At 60.2% G+C, this 23,521-nt stretch carries 16 protein-coding genes and 4 pseudogenes; 9 read left to right on the forward strand and 11 right to left on the reverse strand.

Going from position 1 to position 23,521, the window contains the following annotated elements:
* Positions 1-140: 140 nt before the first annotated feature.
* Both RHM58_RS10465 and RHM58_RS10470 read left to right on the forward strand, forming a co-directional pair.
* Positions 141-562: pseudogene (locus RHM58_RS10465) on the forward strand (phasin family protein).
* 10 nt (positions 563-572) lie between these two features.
* Positions 573-1,442: a phasin family protein gene (locus RHM58_RS10470; RefSeq protein ID WP_322270296.1), complete on the forward strand. Its 870-nt coding sequence runs from the start codon at positions 573-575 to the stop codon at positions 1,440-1,442.
* A gap of 176 nt (positions 1,443-1,618) precedes the next feature.
* Here RHM58_RS10470 and RHM58_RS10480 read toward each other — a convergent pair whose 3' ends face one another.
* The 10 genes and pseudogenes from RHM58_RS10480 to RHM58_RS10525 form a co-directional block, all read right to left on the reverse strand.
* Entirely contained in the window at positions 1,619-2,239 is a 621-nt protein-coding gene (locus RHM58_RS10480) for a TetR/AcrR family transcriptional regulator (RefSeq protein WP_123511112.1), read from the reverse strand.
* 59 nt (positions 2,240-2,298) lie between these two features.
* Positions 2,299-3,979, reverse strand: a pseudogene (phaC, locus tag RHM58_RS10485) (class II poly(R)-hydroxyalkanoic acid synthase).
* 130 nt (positions 3,980-4,109) lie between these two features.
* Positions 4,110-4,964, reverse strand: coding sequence for a poly(3-hydroxyalkanoate) depolymerase (gene phaZ / locus RHM58_RS10490; RefSeq protein WP_201199924.1), 855 nt, complete (start codon positions 4,962-4,964; stop codon positions 4,110-4,112).
* 151 nt (positions 4,965-5,115) lie between these two features.
* Entirely contained in the window at positions 5,116-6,795 is a 1,680-nt protein-coding gene (gene phaC / locus RHM58_RS10495; RefSeq protein WP_201199926.1) for a class II poly(R)-hydroxyalkanoic acid synthase, read from the reverse strand.
* A gap of 525 nt (positions 6,796-7,320) precedes the next feature.
* A complete protein-coding gene (locus tag RHM58_RS10500; protein WP_201199928.1) occupies positions 7,321-7,701 on the reverse strand; it encodes a gamma-butyrobetaine hydroxylase-like domain-containing protein in 381 nt (126 codons plus the stop codon).
* 205 nt (positions 7,702-7,906) lie between these two features.
* Positions 7,907-9,245 (reverse strand): annotated as a pseudogene (gene hslU, locus RHM58_RS10505) (ATP-dependent protease ATPase subunit HslU).
* A gap of 54 nt (positions 9,246-9,299) precedes the next feature.
* Positions 9,300-9,830, reverse strand: coding sequence for an ATP-dependent protease subunit HslV (gene hslV, locus RHM58_RS10510; protein WP_007899242.1), 531 nt, complete (start codon positions 9,828-9,830; stop codon positions 9,300-9,302).
* Between the two features lie 287 nt (positions 9,831-10,117).
* Positions 10,118-10,813 (reverse strand): annotated as a pseudogene (locus tag RHM58_RS10515) (SPOR domain-containing protein); the annotation flags it as partial.
* 12 nt (positions 10,814-10,825) lie between these two features.
* Complete coding sequence (gene argS, locus RHM58_RS10520; RefSeq protein WP_322270297.1) at positions 10,826-12,562, reverse strand: arginine--tRNA ligase; 1,737 nt, start codon at positions 12,560-12,562, stop codon at positions 10,826-10,828.
* 238 nt (positions 12,563-12,800) lie between these two features.
* The gene (locus tag RHM58_RS10525) at positions 12,801-15,020 is read right to left on the reverse strand and encodes a primosomal protein N' (protein ID WP_201199934.1); all 2,220 of its coding nucleotides are present in this window, start codon (positions 15,018-15,020) and stop codon (positions 12,801-12,803) included.
* 291 nt (positions 15,021-15,311) lie between these two features.
* Between RHM58_RS10525 and rpmE the strand changes: the two genes are divergently transcribed.
* The 3 genes from rpmE to RHM58_RS10540 all read left to right on the forward strand — a co-directional run bounded on the left by rpmE (position 15,312) and on the right by RHM58_RS10540 (position 17,809).
* A complete protein-coding gene (gene rpmE / locus RHM58_RS10530; protein WP_008080648.1) occupies positions 15,312-15,542 on the forward strand; it encodes a 50S ribosomal protein L31 in 231 nt (76 codons plus the stop codon).
* A 14-nt stretch (positions 15,543-15,556) separates the two neighbouring features.
* Positions 15,557-16,360 (forward strand): thermonuclease family protein, encoded by an 804-nt coding sequence (locus tag RHM58_RS10535; protein WP_322270300.1) that lies wholly within the window; start codon positions 15,557-15,559, stop codon positions 16,358-16,360.
* A 180-nt stretch (positions 16,361-16,540) separates the two neighbouring features.
* Positions 16,541-17,809, forward strand: coding sequence for a malic enzyme-like NAD(P)-binding protein (locus RHM58_RS10540; protein ID WP_010464435.1), 1,269 nt, complete (start codon positions 16,541-16,543; stop codon positions 17,807-17,809).
* 257 nt (positions 17,810-18,066) lie between these two features.
* Here RHM58_RS10540 and RHM58_RS10545 read toward each other — a convergent pair whose 3' ends face one another.
* Positions 18,067-20,517 (reverse strand): penicillin-binding protein 1A, encoded by a 2,451-nt coding sequence (locus RHM58_RS10545; protein WP_416195326.1) that lies wholly within the window; start codon positions 20,515-20,517, stop codon positions 18,067-18,069.
* 218 nt (positions 20,518-20,735) lie between these two features.
* On the opposite strand from RHM58_RS10545, the gene RHM58_RS10550 reads away from it, so the two are divergent.
* The 4 genes from RHM58_RS10550 to RHM58_RS10565 are packed head-to-tail and all read left to right on the forward strand — an operon-like array spanning position 20,736 to position 23,510.
* Entirely contained in the window at positions 20,736-21,800 is a 1,065-nt protein-coding gene (locus RHM58_RS10550; RefSeq protein ID WP_322270303.1) for a pilus assembly protein PilM, read from the forward strand.
* Positions 21,800-22,366, forward strand: a complete 567-nt coding sequence (locus tag RHM58_RS10555) for a PilN domain-containing protein (protein WP_201199942.1) — start codon at positions 21,800-21,802, stop codon at positions 22,364-22,366. The genes RHM58_RS10550 and RHM58_RS10555 overlap by 1 nt, the downstream gene beginning before the upstream one ends.
* Positions 22,363-22,986 (forward strand): type 4a pilus biogenesis protein PilO, encoded by a 624-nt coding sequence (pilO, locus tag RHM58_RS10560; RefSeq protein ID WP_322270304.1) that lies wholly within the window; start codon positions 22,363-22,365, stop codon positions 22,984-22,986. The genes RHM58_RS10555 and pilO overlap by 4 nt, the downstream gene beginning before the upstream one ends.
* Entirely contained in the window at positions 22,983-23,510 is a 528-nt protein-coding gene (locus tag RHM58_RS10565) for a pilus assembly protein PilP (protein ID WP_201199944.1), read from the forward strand. The genes pilO and RHM58_RS10565 overlap by 4 nt, the downstream gene beginning before the upstream one ends.
* The last annotated feature ends 11 nt before the right edge of the window (positions 23,511-23,521 follow it).

The following is a 23,521-nucleotide window of genomic DNA, read 5'->3' on the forward strand; positions in this document are numbered from 1 at the left end:
CATTTCATTATTTGTTTGTGGTGTCTCCAAGGTTTTATGTCAGTTGTTAGGGTGCCGTTTCTAATTTTTCTCCCTACTTTGTGCATGAGCCCGACACTTTCGCGGGCAGTTCCTCAAACCTTCTGCGCGTGAGGTGCACCATGGCCAAAGTTATTTTGAAGAAAAAATCGACGCATCGACTAACGCTCTGCAAGACGTCAGATCGTATGCCCGCAAGATCTGGCTGGCAGGCCTGGGTGCCTACACCAAGGTTGGCCACGAGGGTAGCGAGTACTTTCAAGAGTTGATCAAGGCTGGTCAAACTGTTGAAAAGAAAGGCAAAAAGGTCGTTGCTGAAAAACTCGAAGCGGCCAATGCCGAGATCGATGAAGCCAAGAGTGAAGTGAGCACTTTCAAAGGCAAGGTCGAGGTTCAACTCGACAAGGTCGAGAAGGCTTTTGACTCGCGTGTCGCAAGTGCCTTGAATCGTATCGGCATTCCGTCTAAACATGACGTTGAGACACTCTCTGCTAAGCTCGATGAGCTGACGGCATTGCTCGAACGTGTCGCGCGTAAATCTTAAGGAGAACGGGATGGCTGGTAAAAAGAATACTGAAAAAGAAGGCAGCTCGTGGATCGGGAAAGTCGAAGACTACTCCCGCAAAATCTGGCTGGCTGGTTTAGGCGTGTATTCGAAGATCGACACTGACGGCAGCAAACTCTTCGATACATTGGTTAAAGACGGCGAGAAAGCCGAGAAGCTCACCAAAAGCGCTGTCGGCAAAAAAGTCGACGCCGCCAAGGACACTGCTTCGTCGGCCAAGTCGCGCATCAGCGGCGTGAAAGATCGCGCACTGGGCAAGTGGGATGAGCTGGAAGGGGCTTTCGACAAGCGTCTGAACAGCGCCATTTCGCGCCTTGGTGTTCCGAGCCGCAACGAAGTCAAGGCGCTGCACAGCAAGGTCGATACCCTGACCAAGCAAATCGAACGGCTCACAGGTGCCAAGGTTGCGCCTGTTGCGGCGAAAACCGCAGCGGCCAAACCAGCTGCCAAAAGCGCTGCCAAGCCACTGGTTAAAGCTGCCGCTAAACCGGCTGCCAAACCAGCGGCGAAGCCTGCTGCCAAAACTGCCGCAGCGAAACCTGCAGCAGCCAAGCCAGCGGCCAAACCGGTCGCCGCCAAAGCCGCCGCTAAACCAGCAGCGAAGCCTGCCGCGGCTAAGCCCGCAGCAAAAACCGCAGCAGCGAAACCTGCAGCCAAGCCAGCGGCAAAACCTGCCGCAGCGAAGAAGCCCGCAGTGAAAAAACCGGCAGCTCCAAAAGCCGCCGCCGCACCAAAACCAGCAGTGGCTGCCGCCAAACCGGCAGTCCCGGCCAGCACAACGAACTCCGTTGCCGCACCGACCCCGGCTGCTACCCCGACTGCCGCGCCAGCTCCAGCGACGCCAACCAGTCAGTCCTGATTTTCAGGGCTCAAGAAAACGCCCGGCCTGCAAAGGTCGGGCGTTTTTTTATGCACAGTTCTATCAACACCGCAGATCCCCTGTGGGAGCGGGCTTGCTCGCGAAAGCGTCGTGTCAGCCACCTTCAATGTTGAATGACTCACCGCATTCGCGAGCAAGCCCGCTCCCACAGGGGGTTAGTCGTGTTCTTCCAGGTATTGGAGTGCTAGCTGTTCTGTCGCAGCCTTGATCGGCGGAAGCAGATGCGGCGCCACCAGCATCATGATCTGGTACACCACCAACCTCACCTCGCCCTCGCGATCCAGAATCCGCTGATAGTCCAGCGAAAACAGCAACGTCATGGTGATCTGCTCCACCAGTTGCCCCAACGCCTGGGTGTCGCTGACCAACTGCCCCTGAGCCTTCAACCGCGCCAGCAATGACGCCAGTGTGCGCTTCAACGCATTGAGCAAATTGCGGATGCCCTTGGCCAGTTTCGGCAGGCGCCCAGCCAGGTTCGACAGGTCCTGGAACAGAAACCGGTAATGCGCCAGACGCTCAACGATCAGGTGCAGGAACAGCCAATAATCTTCGGGGCCCAGTTCCACATCGGACGGTGGATCGAGCAGCGGTGCCAGCTCATTCTGGAAGCGTTCGAACAACCCGAGAATCAGCGGTTCCTTGCCGTGGAAGTGGTAGTAGAGGTTGCCGGGGCTGATCCCCATTTCGTTGGCAACTTCCATGGTGGAAACGTTCGGTTCGCCCTTTTGGTTGAACAACTGCAAAGCACATTCGAGGATCCGGTCGCGGGTTTTCATCCAGTCTTCTTAATGGTCGAGTCATGCCACGGCCTGCGTCGGCCGTGGTTCGTTGAGCGTCAGCGCACGCGGACGTAAGTGCCGGGTGCGGCTTCCATCGGTGGATAGTTCTGGTTGCCGAGGGCCATGTGGGTTTCTTTTGCGCGCCGGAGCGTTCCTGAATCCAGCTCAACCATTGGGTCCACCAACTGCCGTTGACTTGCTTGGCGTCGTAATACCAGGCACGCGGGTCGCTGCTCAGTTTCGGGCTTTCGACAAAGTTGGCTTTCGGGTTGGAAGGCGGGTTGAGGATGCTCTGTACATGGCCGCTGTTGGACAGCACGAAGCGTCGCTCGCCACCCAGCAGCAGGGTCGAGCGATACACCGCATCCCACGGGGTGATGTGATCGTTCATGCCGGCCACGCTGAAACTGTCGACCGTGACTTTCTGCAAGTCGATTGGCGTGCCACACACCTCAAGACCGCCCGGATGGCTCAGTGGGTTGTGCTTGAAGAAGTCCAGAAGGTCTCCATGGAACGCCGCGGGCAAGCGCGTGTTGTCGTTGTTCCAGTAGAGAATGTCGAACGCCGGCGGCTCCTTGCCCAGCAGGTAGTTGTTGACGAAGTAGCTCCAGATCAAGTCGTTGGGGCGCATCCAGGCGAAGACCTTGGCCATGTCGCGACCGTCCAGCACGCCCTTCTGATAGGAGCGACGCTTGGCCGCTTCCAGGGTCTGTTCGTCGGCGAACAGGGTGGCGGGGCTGTCCATCTGGCTGTCGAGCAAGCTCACCAGATAGGTTGCGCTGGAGACTCGGCGCAGTTGTCGCTTGGCCTGAAGATGACCTTGCAACGCGGCAATCGTCAGCCCGCCGGCGCAGGCGCCCATCAGGTTAACCTCGCGGGCGCCAGTGATCGCCCGGCAGACGTTCATTGCTTCTTCCACTGCCTCAACGTAGGTCGACAGCCCCCACTCGCGGTGACGCACATCCGGGTTGCGCCAACTGATCATGAAGGTTTGCAGGCCGTTCTTCAGGGCGAACTGGACGAAGCTGTTGTGCGGGCTCAGGTCGAAAATGTAGTACTTGTTGATCTGCGGCGGCACCACCAGCAGCGGTTTTGAATACTGTTTTTCGCTCATCGGCTTGTACTGGATCAGCTCCAGCAACTCGTTGCGAAACACCACGGAACCGGTGGTGGTGGCGACGGTTTTACCGACCTCGAAGGCTTGCTTGGTGACTTGCCGGGGCAAGCCATCGTTGTGCAGGAAGTCGTCGATCAGGTGACTGACTCCGCGCACCAGGCTGTTGCCGCCGGAGTTGAAAATCTCCTTGATCGCCAGCGGATTGAGCAGGGTATTGGAGGGCGCTACGGCATCGTTGAGCAGGGCAAAAGCAAAGTGGGCGCGGGCGCGATCGTCCGGGCTCATGTTGCTCTCGTCGATCCAGGTTTTGACCTGTTTCTGCCAGCTCAGGTAGGCCTGCAAACTACGCCGGTAAAACGGGTTGAGGCTCCACGCCGGGTCGGCAAAGCGACTGTCCTGCGGGTTGGTCGGATGCAGGGTTTCCCCAGCAGCACACGGCCCAACTGACCGCCCAGTTTCAAGGCATGCCGGGCGCTGTGCACCGGGTTGCGCAAACCGTGGGCAGCCACACTGCGCAGGGTCGACAGCAGATCCCGGCCGCGCAGACCGGTAATCGCACTTTGTGCGTTGATGAAGGCGGCGGGAGAGGGCAACGAGCCCGTCGCTGGTTTTTCGCGCATGAGTCAACACTCCTTCGTCTTCAGGCCAAAAACAAACACATCGAACCAGATCACCATAGACGCTGTTACGGGTTGTTGCGCGGAACGGCGTCCTGCCATCCCTTTCCCATCAACAAAAAGTCGGGGCGGATTAGCCGCCCAATGGCGTCGGGTGCGGATGCATCACCGCACGCTGACGTTCTTCCTCGAGGAATTTCATGATGATCGGCGCCACAGCTTCGGCCCGGGTAATCAGGAACAGATGCCCATCATCGATGATGTGCAACTGGGCGTTGGGGATCCGCCAGGCGAGCATGCGCATGTTGATCAGCGGGATCAGCGGATCGTCGTCGCCGGCCAGCACCAGCGTCGGCTGGTGGATCTTGTGCAGCCAGTGAATGCTGGTCCAGCCGAGGCCGGCAAACAGTTGCCAGTAGTAACCGAGCTTGCCCGCCGAACGCACTTTCGCCGCGTGACTGGCGGCCAGCGTCGGGTCGCGGCGGAACGAGCCGCCGTAGATCATCGGCGCAATGCGAATCACGTGGGACGGCTGGATGTAGCGCCGGGGGCTGGCCATCATCCACAGGACTTTCGGCTTGCCGGGCACCATCACCGTACCGGCCGCCGTGGCGGCCAGCACCAGTTTTTTGCAGCGCTCGGGATAGTCGTAGGCGAACTGCTGCGCCAAGGCGCCGCCCCAGGACACGCCGATCACGTTGACCTGTCCGTAGTCGAGATAGTCGAGCATCCGTGCCGTGAGCTTCGCCAGCCCCGGAAAGCGATACGGCCGGTTCGGCGTCGACGAGCCGCCGACACCGGGAACGTCGAAAGCGATGACTTCCAGGTCCGGGTCCAGCGCCGCGACGAACGGAAACACCAGCTCAAGGTTGGCGCCGATGCCGTTGAAAATCAGCAAGGGCGTCAAGTGAGGCTTGCCGGGGCGTACCGCGGTGCGGAGGGTCTGGCCATCCAGGTCGACGGTACGAAAAATGAACGGTTGCGGCATGCTTCTGGCCCTGTGGGTCACTTTCTAAAATTCATCCTCGATCCCCTGTAGGAGCTGCCGAAGGCTGCGATCTTTTGATTTTGGTTTAAGAGAATCAAGATCAAAAGATCGCAGCCTGCGGCAGCTCCTACAGTGGCGCGAGGTGTGTCAGTTACCGCTCATGTACGTAAGTGCCCGGCGCAGCTTCGCCGGCGGTGTAGGTTTTGTTGCCCAGTGTGGTCGGGGATTTCTTCAATTTGCCCGAGCGCTGAGCCTGCCACGCCTGCCAGTGCAGCCACCAGGAATCGGTATGCTTGGTGGAGTTCTCTTGCCAGTCCTCGGCTTTCACCGGCATATCGATGCTGGTCATGTAGCGCGATTTCGGGTTGCCCGGCGGGTTCAGGATGCTCTGGATGTGGCCGCTGCTGGACAGCACGAATTCAACATTGCCGCCGAACAGTTGCGCCGACTTGTAGCAAGACTTCCACGGCGTGATGTGGTCGTTGGTGCCGGCCAGGGAAAAGATGTCGGCCGTGACTTGCTTGAGGTCGATCGGCGTGCCGCACACTTCCAGTGCGTTGGGGCGGATCAGTGGATTACTTTTGAACATCTCGATCAGGTCACCGTGGAACGCGGCCGGCAACCGTGTGGTGTCGTTGTTCCAGAACAGGATGTCGAATACCGGCGGCTCGTTGCCCAACAGGTAGTTGTTGACCCAGTAATTCCAGATCAGGTCGTTGGGGCGCATCCAGGCGAAGACTTTCGCCATGTCGCGGCCTTCCAGCACACCGGCCTGGTAGGAATGGCGCTTGGCGGCCTCGAGGGTCTGTTCGTCGACGAACAGGGCCACGTCGCTGTCCAGGGTGGTATCCAGCACGCTCACCAGCAAGGTCAGGGCGTTGACCTTCTTCTCGCCGATCGCCGCGTAGTGGCCCAGCAGGGCGGTGCAGGTGATGCCGCCGGAGCAGGCGCCGAGCATGTTCACGTCTTTGCTGCCGGTGATCGCGGTGACCACATCGACCGCTTCCTTGAGCGCTTCGATATAAGTCGAAAGGCCCCACTCGCGCTGTTCCTTGGTCGGGTTGCGCCAGCTGACAATGAACGTCTGCACGTTGTTGCGCAGGCAGAAGCGCGCCAGGCTCTTGTCCGGGCTCAGGTCGAATACGTAGAACTTGTTGATCTGCGGCGGCACCACCAGCAGTGGGCGCTCGTACACCTGTTCGGTGCTCGGCCGGTACTGGATCAGCTCCAGCACGTCGTTGCGAAACACCACCGCGCCTTCGGTCACGCCAAGCGACTTGCCGACTTCGAACGCACCCATGTTGACCTGGCTCGGCATGCCGCCGTTATGGACGATGTCCTTGGCCAGGTGGGAGAGGCCGTCGAGCAGGCTCTTGCCGCCGGTTTCGAAGAAGCGTTTGACCGCCGCAGGGTTGGCCGCACTGTTGGTCGGGGCCATGGCTTCGGTCATGAGGTTGATCACGAAATGACCGCGAGCGACGTCTTTGGGCGACAGGCTGCTGTCGTCGATCCAGGCATGGAGTTCTTTGCGCCACGCCAGGTAAGTTTGCAAATAACGTTTATAGAGCGGGTTCTGGCTCCAGGCCGGATCGGCAAAGCGACGGTCTTCGCCTGGCGGTTGCAGCTCGGATTTACCGAACAACACATTCTTGAGTTCGAGACTGAAATGAGCGACATGCTTGACACTGTGAATCGGTTGTTTGATGGCCTGCCTGAGCACCATTCGAGCAGAAGCCAGTAGATCCTTTCCACGCAGCCCAACAACTGGATTAAGCCCCAGGGTGTTTTCCGAGGCTTGATACTTCAGGTCATCGTTGTTCTTGTTACTCATCTACGACGCTCCATTGTCCTGAGACGAGTACCTGAGCTCAGCCGTGTAGTCACACAACCAATACCAGGTACTGCTGCTCGGGTGACCGTTAATTCTGCATCGCTGCTTTTTTAGTACAACGAGCACTGCAGGGAACTTGCCAGCTCCATTGGTTACCCGAGTTTAATTTTTTCGCAAGCAGGCTGGGGCCTGTCATCCATTATTTCCTGCGCCGCGCCGGGTCTGCTGTGCCGCAGGGCAAGGCGCGAGGAGCGTAGTTTGGTCATTCCAAATAAGCTCCGAGCAACGCAGCCCTGCGGCACAGCAGGCCCGGCCCTCCGGGTTGTGCCTGAAAGCGGGCCAGGCTGCGTTGCAAGCCTTGGAAAGGGAACAGCCATTCCCAGCGGCCTGCGCCTTGCCTGGCCCGCTTTCAGGCGACAACGCGGCGCAGGAAATAATGGATGACAGGCCCAATCCTCAGCCTGACGGCAGAGCATTCAAACAGATGAAATTAGAAAATGCCCTCTAAAGAGCAAGAAGCCTGAACTAGAGCATCAGCTTGACGATGGACTGGCTTGGGTCGCGGGTTTTGCCGGCGGCTTTGAGCTCGGCAAGATAATCGTTCCAGAGGTCTTCTTGGCGCACGCCCAACTGGTAGAGATATTCCCAAGTGAACAGGCCGCTGTCGTGGCCGTCATCGAAGGTCAATTTCAGTGCGTACTGACCGGCCGGTTCTACCTTGGAAAGACCTACGCCGATCTTGCCAAATTGCAGGATAGGTTTGCCGTGGCCCTGGACCTCGGCGGAAGGAGAGTGCACGCGAAGGAACTCGGCGGGCAGGTGATATTCCTCGCCGGACGCATATTTCAGCGACAGGGTTTTCGAGGCTTTGTGCAGTTTGATGTCGGTGGGGAGTTGGGTCGTCATGGGGCCGGTCGTCCGTCTTGATGAAGGCCCTGTGTCGGCGGGTGATCCTGTGGCGAGGGAGCTTGCTCCCGCTCGGCTGCGCAGCAGTCGTAAATCCGGCGAATGCGGTCTTGCTGATAAATCGCGTTCGCCGATTTTGGGGCCGCTTCGCGACCCAGCGGGAGCAAGCTCCTCGCCACAGAAGCCCGCTCACACAGTAGGTGACCTACAGGATATAACGGGACAGGTCTTCGTTCTGTGCCAATTCGCCGAGGTGGCTGTTGACGTACTCGGCGTCGATCAGGATCACCTTGTCGTCGTGGGCGCTGGCCAGATCACCGGCGCTGAACGATACCTCTTCCAGCAGACGCTCAAGCAGCGTGTGCAGGCGGCGAGCACCGATGTTCTCGGTCTTCTCGTTGACCTGCCAGGCGATCTCGGCGATGCGCTTGATCCCGTCCGGCTGGAACTCGATGGTCAGGCCTTCGGTTTTCAGCAGGGCGCAGTATTGCTCGGTCAGCGACGCGTGCGGCTCGCTGAGAATGCGCTCGAAGTCTTCCGGGGTCAGCGCTTTCAGCTCGACGCGAATCGGCAGGCGACCTTGCAACTCAGGCACCAGATCGCTCGGCTTGCTCAGGTGGAACGCACCGGAAGCGATGAACAGGATGTGGTCGGTCTTGACCATGCCCAGTTTGGTGTTGACGGTGCAGCCTTCGATCAGCGGCAGCAAGTCACGCTGCACGCCTTCGCGAGACACGTCGATGCCGCCGGAATTGCCGCGCTTGGCGACCTTGTCGATTTCGTCGATGAACACGATACCGTGCTGCTCGACCGCTTCCAGCGCCTTGGCCTTCAACTCTTCATCGTTGACCAGGCGACCGGCTTCTTCGTCACGCACCAGTTTCAGCGCTTCCTTGACCTTGAGCTTGCGGCTTTTCTTTTGCCCTTGCCCATGTTGGCGAACAGGCTCTGCAACTGGTTGGTCATTTCTTCCATGCCCGGTGGCGCAGAGATATCGACGCCGGCCACTTCGGCGACTTCGATTTCGATCTCTTTGTCATCCAGCTGGCCTTCACGCAGACGCTTGCGGAACAGCTGGCGGGTGTTGGAATCAGCCGAAGGTGCGGCGTCGTCGTTGTGGAAACCCATGCGTGCCGGCGGCAGCGGGCGTCGAGGATGCGCTCTTCAGCGGCGTCTTCGGCGCGGTGGCGAACCTTGGTCATTTCCTGTTCGCGCAGCAGCTTGATGGCGGCGTCGGCGAGGTCACGAATGATCGATTCAACATCGCGACCGACATAGCCGACTTCGGTGAACTTGGTCGCTTCGACCTTGATGAACGGCGCGTTGGCCAGTTTGGCCAGGCGACGGGCGATCTCGGTTTTACCGACACCGGTCGGGCCGATCATCAGGATGTTCTTTGGCGTTACTTCAACGCGCAGCTCTTCCGGCAGTTGCATCCGGCGCCAGCGGTTACGCAGCGCGATGGCGACGGCGCGCTTGGCATCGTCCTGGCCGATGATATGGCGATTGAGTTCGTGGACGATTTCACGGGGAGTCATGGACATAGTAATTGGCGGTCCTCTAGCAAAAGCGAGCCGTGGCGCTAGGCCGAAACAGGCTTACTCGGCGAGGTCCTGCTCCTCAATGGTGAAGGTGTGGTTGGTGAATACACAGATGTCGCCGGCGATGCCGAGCGCGGTTTCGACGATTTCCCGGGCCGACAAATCGGTTTTCTTCAGCAGGGCACTCGCGGCGGCCTGGGCGTAACCGCCACCGGAACCCATGGCGATCAGGCCTTCTTCGGGTTCAACGACGTCACCGTTGCCGGTGATGATCAGCGAGGCGTCTTTGTTGGCGACGGCGAGCATGGCTTCGAGGCGGCTGAGGGAACGGTCGGTGCGCCATTCTTTGGCGAGTTCGACGGCGGCGCGAACCAGGTGACCCTGATGTTTCTCGAGCTGGCCTTCAAAACGCTCGAACAGGGTGAAGGCGTCAGCGGTAGCCCCGGCAAAACCGGCGATGACCTGACCGTGGTACAGGCGGCGAACTTTCTTCGCGTTGCCTTTCATCACGGTATTGCCGAGAGAAACCTGGCCGTCGCCGCCCATGACGACTTTGCCGTGGCGGCGAACTGAAACGATGGTGGTCAAGGGAGAGTCTCCACGCAGCGGGGCGAAAATGCCTTATGCAAACTCATATGGGGGTGGTGGAGCGTTTTTCAACTGTAGGACGAGGCGGGGGACGAGCGGTGTGTCATCTGCGAGGAAGAGTGCAGGTGAATCCCTGTGGCGAGGGAGCTTGCTCCCGCTGGAGTGCGCAGCACTCCCAAATCCAGCCACTGCGGTATGTCAGATAGACCGCAGTGGCCTGATTACGACTGCTTCGCAGCCGGACGGGAGCAAGCTCCCTCGCCACAAAGCAGGTTGTTTCTGCTGGATCAGCGGCTCTGGCGTTGTTGTAACAACAGATTGCTGAACCCGCTGCCAGCCAGTTGCTTCTGGGCAGTGGTCAGTTGTTCACGGTTGCTGAACGGCCCGACCAAAACCCGATACCAGGTTTCGTCCTTCACCGTGCCGGATTCAACCGCCACTGCCTGACCGAGCAAGATGATCTGCGCGCGAACCTTGTCGGCATCAGCCTCTTTGCGGAACGAACCGGCCTGCAAGAAGAACTTGGTCACTGGCGCCGCTTTGGAAACCGGTGGCGCTGGTGGCGGGGTAATTCCGGACAGCGCAGCCTGTGCCCGCGCGGTGTCGATCTTCGCCGCTTGTTCTGGCGTGACCGGCGTGGTCGGCACCGTCGGCACTTGTGGTGTCGGCAGGGTTTTCTCCGGCACCGCGTCCGGCGGCACGATCACTTCCGATTCCGGCAGCAAGGTATAGAAGTCGTACTTCGGCTTCACCGGTTGCGTCGGGCTCGGCGGAGTCTTGTTGGCCTCGGCGATCTTGGTGGCTTTCTGCTGCTCGATCTTCTCGCGCTTGACGCTTTCGCTGCCCTTGCCAGGCTCCAGTTTCATCAGAAACACGATAAACGCGCCGACGGTCAGGCCGACGGCCATCCACAGCCAGCCCGGGATCGGTTTCTTTGCAGGAGCGGTGTAACGACTGGCGCCACGCTTGGGTGCAGGTTTTTCTTGGCAGCCAACTTACATACGCTCCAGAGTTTCCAGACCCAAGAGTTCCAGGCCTTGCTTGAGTGTGCGACCGGTCAGCGCGGCGAGGCGCAGACGGCTCTGCATTTGCACCGGGGTATCGGCGCTGAGGATCGGGCAGTTCTCGTAGAAGCTGGAGAACAGGCCGGCGACATCGTACAGGTAGGTGCACAGAATGTGCGGCGTCCCTTTGTCGGAAACGTTGTTCAGCACTTCGCCGAACTGCGCCAGTTTGGCCGCCAGTTCATGTTCGTGCGGTGCTTCGAGAACGATCTGGCCTTCGACTTCGCTGAAGTCCTTGCCGAGCTTGCGGAACACGCCGGCCACGCGGGTGTAGGCGTACAGCAGGTACGGCGCGGTGTTGCCTTCGAAGTTCAGCATCAGGTCGAAGTTGAAGCTGTAGTCGCTGGTGCGGTGCTTGGACAGGTCGGCGTATTTCACTGCGCCAATGCCCACGACCTTGGCGATGTTACGCAACTCGTCTTCGGCCAGTTCCGGGTTCTTCTCTTTCACCAGGGTGTAGGCGCGGTCCTTGGCTTCGGTCAGCAGATCGACCAGCTTCACGGTGCCGCCATCACGGGTCTTGAACGGACGGCCATCGGCGCCGTTCATGGTGCCGAAGCCCATGTGTTCCATGTCCATCGGGTGCGTCACGAAACCGGCGAGGCGCGCGACCTGGAACACCTGCTGGAAGTGCAGGGCCTGACGCTGGTCGACGAAGTACAACGCACGATCAGCCTTCAGTTTGCCGCTGCGATAACGCACGGCTGCCAGGTCGGTGGTGGCGTAGAGGTAGCCGCCGTCAGCCTTGACGATGATCACCGGCAGTGGGTCGCCGTCGGCGTTCTTGAATTCGTCGAGGAACACGCACTGGGCGCCGTTGCTCTCGACCAGCAGGCCGGCAGCCTTGAGGTCGTTGACCACGTTGATCAGGTCGTCGTTGTAGGCGCTTTCGCCCATTACGTCGGCCATGGTCAGTTTGACGTTCAGTTGTTCGTAGATCGCCTGGCAGTGGGACAACGAGATATCGCGGAAGCGCGACCAGAGCGCCAGGCACTCGGCGTCGCCGGCCTGCAATTTCACCACCAGACCACGGGCGCGATCAGCAAACTCTTCGGATTCGTCGAAGCGTTGCTTGGCCGCACGGTAGAAGTTTTCCAGGTCCGACAGCTCGTCGCTGGTGATCGGGTTCTCTTGCAGGTACGCCATCAGCATGCCGAACTGGGTGCCCCAGTCGCCGACGTGGTTCTGACGGATCACGGTGTCGCCGAGGAACTCCAGCACCCGCGCCACGCCGTCGCCGATGATGGTCGAGCGCAAGTGGCCGACGTGCATCTCTTTGGCCAGGTTTGGCGCCGACAGGTCAACCACGGTGCGCTGCACCGGGCCGGCCTTGCGCACGCCGACGTTCTTGTCAGCCAGCGCCGCGTCGAGGCGCGCGGCCAAGGCCTGGGTGTTCTGGAAGAAATTCAGGAAGCCCGGGCCGGCGATTTCGGTCTTGGTGACGTTTTCGTCAGCCGGCAGCGCGGCGATGATTTTTTCTGCCAGGTCGCGCGGCTTCATGCCCGCCGGTTTGGCCAACATCATCGCGATGTTGCTGGCGAAGTCGCCGTTCTTCTTGTCGCGGGAGTTTTCCACCTGGATCGCCGGCGACAGGCCTTCAGGCAACACACCTTCGTTGACGAGTTGGGTGATGGCTTGTTGGATCAGCAGGCGAATGGTGTCTTTCATGGTGTTCTCTTTCGACCGCAAGCGCGGCGGCGCTTCGATGCGCTAGTGGAAAAACTGGGCATTATCCGTGGCCCAAGCGTGCTTGCCAACTATAGCGGGCAGGTTATGGATATGTGGTGACAAATCCACCGCCATCGCGAGCAAGCTCGCTCCCACAGTGGATCAGCGGTGTTCATGCATTGTTGGCCCACCACACCCTCCTGTGGGAGCGAGCTTGCTCGCGATAGCGATCGATCAATCAATACAAATCGACGGGATCAACATCCAAAGACCAGCGCACCGCCCGCCCACTCGGCATCTGCTCCAGCGCCAGCAACCAACTGCTGAGCAACCGATGCAACGGTGCCCGGGCCGTAGCCTGTAACAACAGCTGCGCCCGATAACGCCCGGCCCGACGCTCCATCGGTGCCGGCACCGGCCCGAGCAACTCGATACCGCTCAGATTCTGCTCGGCCAGCAATCGTTCCGCCTCGCTGCACGCCTCATCGAGAAAGCCTTCGGCCTGCCCCGGTTTGTGCGCCTCGGCCCGCAGCAGCGCGAGGTGCGCAAACGGCGGCAAACCAGCAGCGCGACGCTCGCTCAGGGCCTGTTCGGCAAAGGCGAAATAACCCTGTTCGGTCAGTTGCACCAGCAGCGGATGGTCCGCCAGGTGGGTCTGGATGATGACTCTGCCCGGCTCTTCAGCTCGCCCCGCACGGCCAGCGACCTGAACGATCAGCTGCGCCATGCGCTCGCTGGCGCGGAAGTCGCCGGAGAACAGCCCGCCGTCGGCATCGAGAATCGACACCAGCGTCACCCGAGGGAAATGGTGCCCTTTGGCAAGCATCTGCGTGCCGACCAAAATGCACGGCTGGCCTTTTTGAATGGTTGCGAATAGCTGATTCATCGCGTCCTTGCGCGAGGTGCTGTCCCGATCAACCCGCAACACCGGCACGTCCGGAAACAGAATCGCCAAGCGTTCTTCGGCGCGCTCGGTGCCCGCGCCGACGGGCCGCAAATCGACCTTGCCGCATTTCGGACAGTGCCGGGGCACGCGTTCAACGTAGCCGCAATGGTGGCAACGCAGTTCGCCGGAGCGCTGGTGCACGGTCATCCGCGCATCGCAGCGTTGGCACTCGGACATCCAGCCGCAATCGTGGCAGAGCAAGGTCGGCGCAAAGCCGCGGCGGTTGAGGAAAACCAATACTTGCTGGCCGGCGGCCAAGGTCTGGCCGATGGCCTGCTGCATCGGCCCGGAAATCCCGCTATCGAGCGGGCGACTTTTCACATCCAGACGCAGGAAGCGTGGCTGCTTGGCGCCGCCAGCCCGCTCATTCAGGCGTAGGAGGCCGTAGCGGCCGGTGTAGGCGTTGTGCAGGCTTTCCAGCGAAGGTGTGGCGGAGCCGAGGACAATCGGGATGTTTTCCTGCCGGGCGCGGACCAAGGCCAGGTCGCGGGCGTGGTAGCGCAAGCCTTCCTGCTGTTTATAAGAGCCGTCGTGCTCTTCGTCGATGATGATCAGGCCGGGGTTTTTCATCGGCGTAAACAGCGCCGAACGGGTGCCGATAATAATGTCGGCATCGCCGTCCCGGGCGGCGAGCCAGGCTTCCAGGCGCTCGCGATCATTGACCGCCGAGTGGATCAGCGCGATCCGGGCGTTGAAGCGCTGCTCGAAGCGCGCCAGGGTTTGCGGACCGAGGTTGATCTCCGGGATCAGCACCAGCGCTTGCTTGCCGGCCTCAAGGGTTTCGCGGATCAGTTGCAAATAGACTTCGGTCTTGCCGCTGCCGGTGACGCCAGCCAGCAGAAACGCGTGATAACTGTCGAACCCGGCACGGATCGCCTCGTAGGCGGCGCGTTGTTCCGGGTTGAGCGGCAGCTCCGGCTGGGCCAGCCAATGTTCATGACGGGCGCCGGGGGCGTGCTTGCGGATTTCCACTTGCACCAGGTCTTTGGCCAGCAACAGATCGAGGCTGTCCTTGCTCAACATCAGTTTACTCAGCAACTGATGAGCCACGCCGTGCGGGTGTTGAGCCAGCGTCGCCAGGGCATCACGCTGGCGCGGGGCACGGGCGATGCGCGGATCATCGAGGCTGGCGCCGGGGGCGGCAGACCAGAAGCGCTCCTGGCGTGCTTCCGCCAGTTCACCCTGGCGCAACAGCACCGGCAACGCCCAGCTCAAGGTATCTCCGAGGCTGTGCTGGTAATACTGGGACGTCCACAGGCACAGCTTGAATAGCGCGGGCGGCAGCGGCGGCGTGGCATCGAGCAGGGCCAGGGCCGGTTTAAGCTTTTCCACCGGCACTTCGCTGGTGTCGGTGACCTCCACCAGAATCCCGATCATCTCCCGCCGGCCAAACGGCACTCGCAGGCGCATGCCCGGCTGCAACTGGGCGCGCAGGACTCCGGCCGGGGCACGGTAATCGAACAGGCGGCGCAGCGGCGAAGGCAGGGCAAGGCGCAAAATGGCGTCGGGCACGCGGGGGATTCTCTTTGGGCGGGCAATAATTGAATGGCTGTGCGCATAACTTGTGGGAGCGGGCTTGCTCGCGAAAGCGTTGCGTCAGACAACGTAAATGCTGACTGACACGCCCTCTTCGCGAGCAAGCCCGCTCCCACAGGGATGGTGTTAAGTGCCGGGAGCCTAGCAGACGGTCGGTAGAAGGGACAGCTTGCGTGATTGCAAAGGTCTGGTAGAATCCGCGGCCTAATTACGTGCGGTATTCAACAATAGTGTTGAGTGGCGGCACGCTAGCCTGAGGAATACACCATGAAAGCCGATATCCATCCAGCATACGAAACCATCGAAGTAACTTGCAGCTGCGGCAACAAGTTCGAAACTCGTTCGAACCTGTGCAAGCCACTGGGTACTGACGTATGCAACGAGTGCCACCCGTTCTACACCGGTAAGCAGAAGACTCTGGATACTGGCGGCCGTGTACAGCGCTTCGCAGACCGCTTCGGTGCTTTCGGCAAGAAAGCTCCAGCTGCTGCAGAGTAAGGCTGAAGAGCCCGATGGGCTTTTCCCTGCTGTTGAAAAAGGCGTCCCTTGCGGGCGCCTTTTTTGTGTCCGCGATTTGGCTCTCTGGCGCCCAGGCCTTCTGCCCGGCGCCGAGCGGTTTGACGTCTGTCGCCGTGCAGCGAGTGGTGGACGGCGACACCCTGCGCCTGAGCGATGGCCGCAGTGTGCGGATGATCGGCTTGAATACTCCGGAACTGGGGCGCCAAGGCCGCACCGACGAACCGTTCGCCGTGGCGGCACGCAAACGCCTTGAAGCGCTGGTTGCTGCCAGCAATGACCAAGTGGGTTTGCTGCCCGGTAAAGAGGCCAAGGATCGCTACGGCCGCACCTTGGCTCACGTCTACGGTGCTGACGGCGCCAATCTCGAAGCGCAAATGCTCGCCGAGGGCCTCGGTTTTCAGGTGGCCGTGGCGCCGAATGTCGATTTGGTGGCGTGCCAACAAGCGGCGGAGCGTGCGGCCCGACAGGCTGGTCTTGGTCTGTGGCGACAGTCGCCTGTACTGAAAGCGGAGCAGATCCGCGCGTCCGGTTTCGCCGTGCTCAGTGGTCGTGTGAGCAAGGTTCAACGCAATCGCGGCGGGGTTTGGATCGAGTTGCAGGATTCGGTTGTATTGCGCGTTGCACCCAATCTGCTCGGGCAGTTCGATGTCGCCGCGCTTGAACGGCTCAAAGGCAAGCAGATCGAAGCCCGAGGCTGGGTGCTGGACCGTTCCCGTCGTGGCGGACTTGAGAGCGGACAAGCGCGCTGGCTATTGCCGCTTGGCGATCCGTCGATGCTTCAAACCACCTCGCGATAAAAAATTGTAGACATTTTTAATCAGGATTGTGAACAGTAAAGCCCTTGTGTTCCGTGGCTCTTGGCCCAAAGTCGTAGGGCAGGGCGCTTGACAGGGGTGACTGGTCAGTCTTGTAGGGACTTTGCGACACGCGTATCCTCGGCGGTCCGTCTGTCCAACAGTAAAAAGCGGAATGCCCACATGTCTGATTTGAAAACTGCCGCTCTCGAATATCACGCCCATCCTCGTCCAGGGAAGCTGAGTGTCGAGCTCACCAAGGCCACCGCTACCGCTCGCGACCTGTCGCTGGCCTACAGCCCCGGCGTAGCCGAACCAGTACGCGAAATCGCCCGCGATCCTGAACTGGCCTACAAATACACCGGCAAGGGCAACCTGGTTGCAGTCATTTCCGATGGCACCGCGATCCTCGGCCTGGGTAACCTCGGCCCATTGGCTTCCAAGCCAGTGATGGAAGGTAAAGGCGTGTTGTTCAAGCGCTTCGCCGGCATCGACGTTTTCGACATCGAAGTCGACTCCGAAAGCCCGCAAGCCTTCATCGACACCGTCAAGCGTATCTCCATCACCTTCGGTGGCATCAACCTGGAAGACATCAAGGCACCTGAGTGCTTTGAGATCGAACGTGCTCTGATCGAGCAGTGCGACATTCCGGTATTCCACGATGACCAGCACGGCACCGCGATCGTTACCGCTGCCGGCATGATCAACGCCCTGGAAATCGCTGGCAAAACCCTCGCTGACGCCAAGATCGTCTGCCTGGGCGCTGGTGCGGCCGCTATCTCCTGCATGAAATTGCTGGTGAGCATGGGCGCCAACATCGAAAACATCTTCATGGTTGACCGTACCGGCGTGATCCACTCCGGCCGTGACGACCTGAACCAGTACAAAGCTGTCTTCGCTCACGCGACCGACAAGCGCACCCTGGCTGATGCCCTGACCGGTGCTGACGTGTTCGTTGGCCTGTCTGGCCCGAACCTGTTGAGCGCTGAAGGCCTGAAGTCCATGGCGGCCAACCCGATCGTGTTCGCGTGCTCCAACCCTGATCCGGAAATCGCCCCGGAACTGGCTCACGCCACCCGTGACGACGTGATCATGGCGACCGGCCGTTCGGACTACCCGAACCAGGTCAACAACGTACTGGGCTTCCCGTTCATCTTCCGCGGTGCCTTGGACGTTCGCGCCAAGCGCATCAACGAAGAAATGAAAGTGGCTGCGGCCAACGCCCTGCGTGAACTGGCCAAGCTGCCGGTTCCTCAGGAAGTGTGCGACGCCTACGGCGGCATCAAACTGGAATTCGGTCGTGAGTACATCATCCCGAAACCAATGGATGCCCGTCTGATCACCGTGATCTCCGATGCCGTGGCCAAGGCCGCCATCGAGACCGGCGTAGCAACCCTGCCGTATCCGAAGAACTACCCGCTGAAAAGCGTGGATGACGTGTTCAACGGCTAAGCTGTTGTAACGCTTCAACCGAAAGCCCCGGCTCTTATTGAGTCGGGGCTTTTTTATGCCTGTGGATTTTGTGGTGTTTGTGAGGGCCCCTTCGCGGGCAAGCCTCGCTCCTACAGGTTTAGGTCGCTCGCGATATTGCTTACGACGGAAACCTGTAGGAGCGAGGCTTGCCCGCGAAGAGGTCGGCACAGAAAACACAGATATAAAAAAGCCCCGCGCTTCTCTCGAAGGCGGGGCTTTTGCGTTGCGCTACCCGATCAGAACAAATCGATCGGTGCCGCTTCGTCCGCTGGCAGCGGGCTACCCGGCGCAGCGCCGTTGCCCAGCTCGTTCACCGACGGTGGCGTGTCTTCGGCCTTGAACAGCTCGAAGTAGGCCCCAGGTGTGCTTGGGGTGGCTGCACGGCCGCTGACCGGGTCGACCCGCAGGCTGAGGATGCCTTCCGGTTCGGCTTGCGTGTGTGGCGGCTTGCCTTTGAGCGCAGCGCCCATGTAGTTCATCCAGATCGGCAGCGCGACGGTGCCACCGAACTCCTTGCGACCCAGGCTTTCAGGCTGGTCGAAACCGGTCCAGACCGTGGTCACGTAATCGGCGTTGTAGCCGGAGAACCAGGCGTCCTTGGATTCGTTGGTGGTACCGGTCTTGCCCGCGATGTCCGGACGACCCAGGGCCAGTGCGCGGCGGCCGGTACCGAGTTTGATCACGTCCTCCAGCATGCTGTTGAGGATGAACGTGGTGCGGCCATCGACAATGCGCTCGGCCAGGGCCGGGGTTTGCGGCAGTGTGCCAGGCGCGGCCGGTGCGGCAGGCGCTTCGCCCGGGGTCGGGTTGACCGTGAACGACTGGGCGGGCGGCGCAGCTACACCGCTGGTCGCTGCATTACCTTGAGGCACCGACGGCGGGTTGGCGACGAACAACGTGTCGCCATTGCGGCTTTCGATCTTGTCGATGATGTACGGGGTGATCTTGTAGCCGCCGTTGGCGAAGGTGCTCCAGCCGGTCGCGATCTCCATTGGCGTCAGGGTCGCGGTGCCGAGGGCCAGGGACAGGTTGCGCGGCAGATCCTGCTTGTTGAAGCCGAACCGGCTGATGTAGTCGATGGTGCGATCAACGCCCAGCGCCTGCACCAGTCGGATCGACACCAGGTTACGCGACTTGTACAGCCCTTCACGCAAGCGGATCGGGCCGAGGAAGGTGTTGGTGTCGTTCTTCGGACGCCAGACCTTGTCCAGGTACTCGTCGACAAACACGATCGGCGCATCGTTCACCAGCGTGGCGGCGGTGTAGCCGTTATCCAGCGCAGCGCTATAAACGAATGGCTTGAAGCTCGAACCCGGCTGACGCTTGGCTTGTAGGGCGCGGTTGTAGTTGCTCTGCTCAAAGGCGAAGCCGCCGACCAGCGAACGAATCGCGCCGTTCTGCGGATCAAGGGAGACCAGTGCGCCCTGGGCCTGCGGAATCTGGCTGAACTTCAGCGAGTTGTCCGCCTGGCGTTGTACGCGAATCAAGTCACCGACCTGAGCCACATCCGACGGCTGTTTCGGGTTGGCGCCCATGCTGTTGGTGTTCAGGAATGGCCGTGCCCACTTCATGCTGTCCCAGCCAACGTGCTCGTCGCCGGTGCGGGTCATCACTTGCAGACCGTTTTTGTCGATCTGGGTGACGATAGCCGGCTCAAGGCTGCTGATGGTGCGCTGCTTGGTCAGTTCGGTGGCCCAGGCTTCACGAGTCTTGCCCGGCAGGCGCGACTCAGGACCGCGGTAGCCGTGACGCTGGTCGTAGGTCATCAAGCCTTCGTGGACTGCGGTGTTGGCCATTTCCTGCAAGTTGCTCGGCACGGTAGTCGTGACGCGGAAACCTTCGGTATAGGCGTCGCTGCCATAACGGCCGACCATTTCGGCACGGGCCATTTCAGCGATGTACGGCGCGTTCACTTCCGGAGTCGGCACGTGATAGCTGGCGTTCAGCGGTTCGTTGATCGCGGTGGTGTAGTCGGCTTCGGTGATTTTCCCGAGCTTGTACATGCGCCCCAGGATCCAGTCGCGACGCTCCTTGCTGCGGGCCGGGTTGGCCAGCGGGTTGAAGCGCGACGGGGCTTTTGGCAGGCCGGCGATCATCGCCATCTGCGCCAGGCTCACATCACGAATCGATTTGCCGTAGTAGACCTGCGCCGCCGCCTCGATGCCGTAGGCGCGGTTACCCAGATAAATCTTGTTGACGTACAACTCAAGGATCTCGTCCTTGGTCAGTTGCCGTTCGATTTGAAGGGCTAGCAGGATTTCGGTGGTTTTGCGCGAGAAGCTGCGTTCGCTGCTCAGGAAGAAGTTCTTCGCCACCTGCATGGTGATGGTGCTGCCGCCGGACTGGATGTGTCCGCTTTTAACCAGTTGGGTCGCGGCACGCATCAGGCTGCTGGGGTCGACACCATAGTGGTTGGCGAAATTGTCGTCTTCAGCACTTAGTAACGCATTGATGAAATTGGGGGGAATGTCGGCGAAACGGATTGGAGTCCGGCGCATTTCGCCAAATTCTGCAATCAACTTGTTGTCGCTGCTGTATACCCGTAGAGGAATCTGCAACTGAATGCTTCTCAGCGCCTCCACGGATGGCAAACCCGGACTAAGGTAAAGATAGGCGCCACTGAGACCTAAAAGCAGTCCGCAGAAAACGGCGACGATGGACCAACCGAAAAATTTCAGCAGACGAATCAAGGCTTTTGGACATCCAGGGCAAAGAATGAATTTGGCATCAGGGTCTCGGCTACACAGAGAACGACCCGCGCCGGCAGTAAAAGCGGAAAAAAACGCTGGGCATTATAAGCATTTTTCCGCAGGGAGCGTTATTTGCGCTTCTGTCAAGAAGGGGTGATTGAACGCAACACACATTACAGAGTCCGTAACTCACGGATAGTCATAGGGAATTGGTAGTGCTAGGACTCTTCAATAAAAAGACCAAAACGGTCTTGGGGATCGACATCAGCTCCACGTCGGTGAAGCTTTTGGAGCTGAGCCGCCAGGGCGACCGTTATCGGGTCGAGGCTTATGCGGTTGAACCGCTGCCGCCCAGCGCCGTGGTCGAGAAAAACATCGCCGAGCTCGAAGGTGTGGGCCAGGCACTGTCGCGTGTGCTGCTCAAGGCCCGGACCAGTATCCGCAACGTGGCCGTGGCCGTGGCCGGGTCGGCGGTGATCACCAAGACCATCGAGATGGACGCCGGGCTCTCCGACGACGAGATGGAGAACCAGCTCAAGATCGAGGCCGATCAATACATCCCTTATCCATTGGACGAAGTCGCCATCGACTTCGAAGTCCAGGGCCCATCGGCGCGAAACCCCGAGCGGGTCAATGTGCTGCTGGCCGCCTGTCGCAAAGAAAACGTCGAAGTCCGTGAAGCCGCTCTGGCCTTGGCCGGGCTGACCGCCAAAGTGGTCGACGTCGAGGCCTATGCCCTCGAACGTTCCTTTGGTCTGCTGGTAACCCAACTCGCTTCCAACCAAGAGCGCCCGACCGTCGCGGTGGTAGACATCGGCGCGACCATGACCACCCTGAGCGTGCTGCACAACGGCCGGATCATCTACACCCGCGAACAATTGTTCGGCGGTCGCCAGCTCACCGAAGAAATCCAGCGCCGTTACGGGCTGACCCTCGAACAGGCCGGGCTGGCCAAAAAACAGGGCGGCTTGCCCGACGACTACGTCAGCGAGGTGTTGCAGCCCTTTCGCGAGGCCTTGGTGCAGCAGGTGTCTCGTTCATTGCAGTTTTTCTTTGCGTCCGGTCAGTACAACTCGGTCGACCATATCCTGTTGGCCGGCGGCACCGCCTCGGTCCCCGGGCTCGACCGGCTGATCGAACAGCGGCTGGGGACTCCGACCCAGGTCGCCAACCCCTTTGCCGATATGGCATTGAGCAGCAAGGTCAACGCCGGCGCCCTGGCCAGTGATGCCCCGGCCTTGATGATTGCCTGCGGTCTGGCCCTCAGGAGTTTCGACTGATGGCGCGGATCAACCTTTTACCCTGGCGCGAAGAACTGCGCGAAGAACGCCGCAAGCGTTTTCTGCTGACGCTGGCGGGTGTGCTGGTCGGCTCGGTGGGTTTGCTCCTGATTGCCGATCAGGTCATCAGCAGCGCCATTGATCAACAAGTGGCCCGTAACGATTACCTGGGCAAACAGATTGCCGTGGTCGATGAGCGAATCAAGCAAATCAGTGACCTCAAGGCCCGTCGCCAGCAATTGGTGGAGCGCATGCGCATCATTCAGGACTTGCAAGGTAACCGGCAGATCAGCGGGCGAATTTTCGACCAGTTGGCGCGAACGCTGCCGGACGGGGTGTACTTCACCGAAGTAAAACTGACCGGCAAGACCCTGGCCATCACCGGTGCTGCGGAGTCGAACAACAAAGTATCGGAGTTGATGCGCAATCTGGAGGCCTCCGACTGGTTCGACGCGCCGAGTCTGACCGAGGTCAAGGCGACGACCGCCGGTCAGCTGGACCAGGCCAACGTTTTTCAGCTGACCGTCCATCAGACTCAGCCTGCCTCGATGGAGGTCGCTAAATGAGGCCATCCGAATGGTTCGAAGGGCTGCGCAAGATCGACATCAACGATCTGGACACCAACAACATGGGTTCCTGGCCGCCGGCCATCAAGGCGCTGGCGGGTATTCTGCTGATGGTTATGGTTCTGGGGCTGGGCTACTACTTTTACATCAGTGACCTGGAAGATCAGCTCGATCTCAAGCGCACGGAAGAATTGACGCTCAAGGACCAATTCGCCAGCAAGGCCAGCATGGCGGCGAACCTTGAGCTCTACACCCAACAGATGAAAGAGATGGAGAACTCCTTCGGCGTGCTGTTGCGGCAATTGCCCAGCGACACCGAAGTGCCCGGCCTGCTGGAGGACATCACCCGCACCGGCCTGGGCAGTGGCCTGGAGTTCGAAGAGATCAAGTTGCTGCCGGAAGTCACCCAGCAGTTCTACATCGAGTTGCCGATCCAGATCACCGTGACCGGCGCCTACCACGACCTGGCGACGTTCGTCAGTGGCGTGGCGGGGTTGCCGCGAATCGTCACGCTGCATGACTTCGACCTTGCGCCGGCCAATCCCGAAGGTGGTGCGAAGCTGCGCATGAGCATCCTCGCCAAGACCTACCGCTACAACGACAAGGGGCTGCAAAAATGACCCCGTTTCGTTGTTTATCCATCGGTGTGTTGCTGGCGAGCCTGGCCGGGTGTGGCGGTGACAATGGCTTCAGCGACCTCGACGCGTACATGAACGAAGTGCGTCTGCATCCAGCCGGCAAGATTGAACCAACGCCGACATTCCGGTCTTCCCCCACATTCACCTATAGCGCCGCCAGCCTGCGCAGCCCGTTTTCACGGCAGGTCAGAGTCGACATGGCCGGTCAAAAGCACGGTTCGCGTAACGTCAAACCTGACCTTAATCGGGTCAAGCAGTACCTCGAAGGATTCAACATCGAGCAGTTTGAAATGGTCGGCACGATCTCCAATGCCAGCGGTTCCTTTGCGCTGCTGCGTGGGGCGGGTGGTGTGCATCGGTTGAAAGTCGGCGATTACCTGGGGCGTAACGATGGGCGGATCGTCGCCATCAGCGGCTCGCAGGTCGATGTGGTCGAAATCGTTCCCGATGGCGAAGGCGCCTGGCTGGAACGGCCGCGGACCATCCCTTTGAAAGAGCACTCATAGTGGAACTCGAA

It is taken from the genome of Pseudomonas sp. 10S4, assembly GCF_034344865.1.
In the GTDB taxonomy this organism is placed as follows: domain Bacteria; phylum Pseudomonadota; class Gammaproteobacteria; order Pseudomonadales; family Pseudomonadaceae; genus Aquipseudomonas.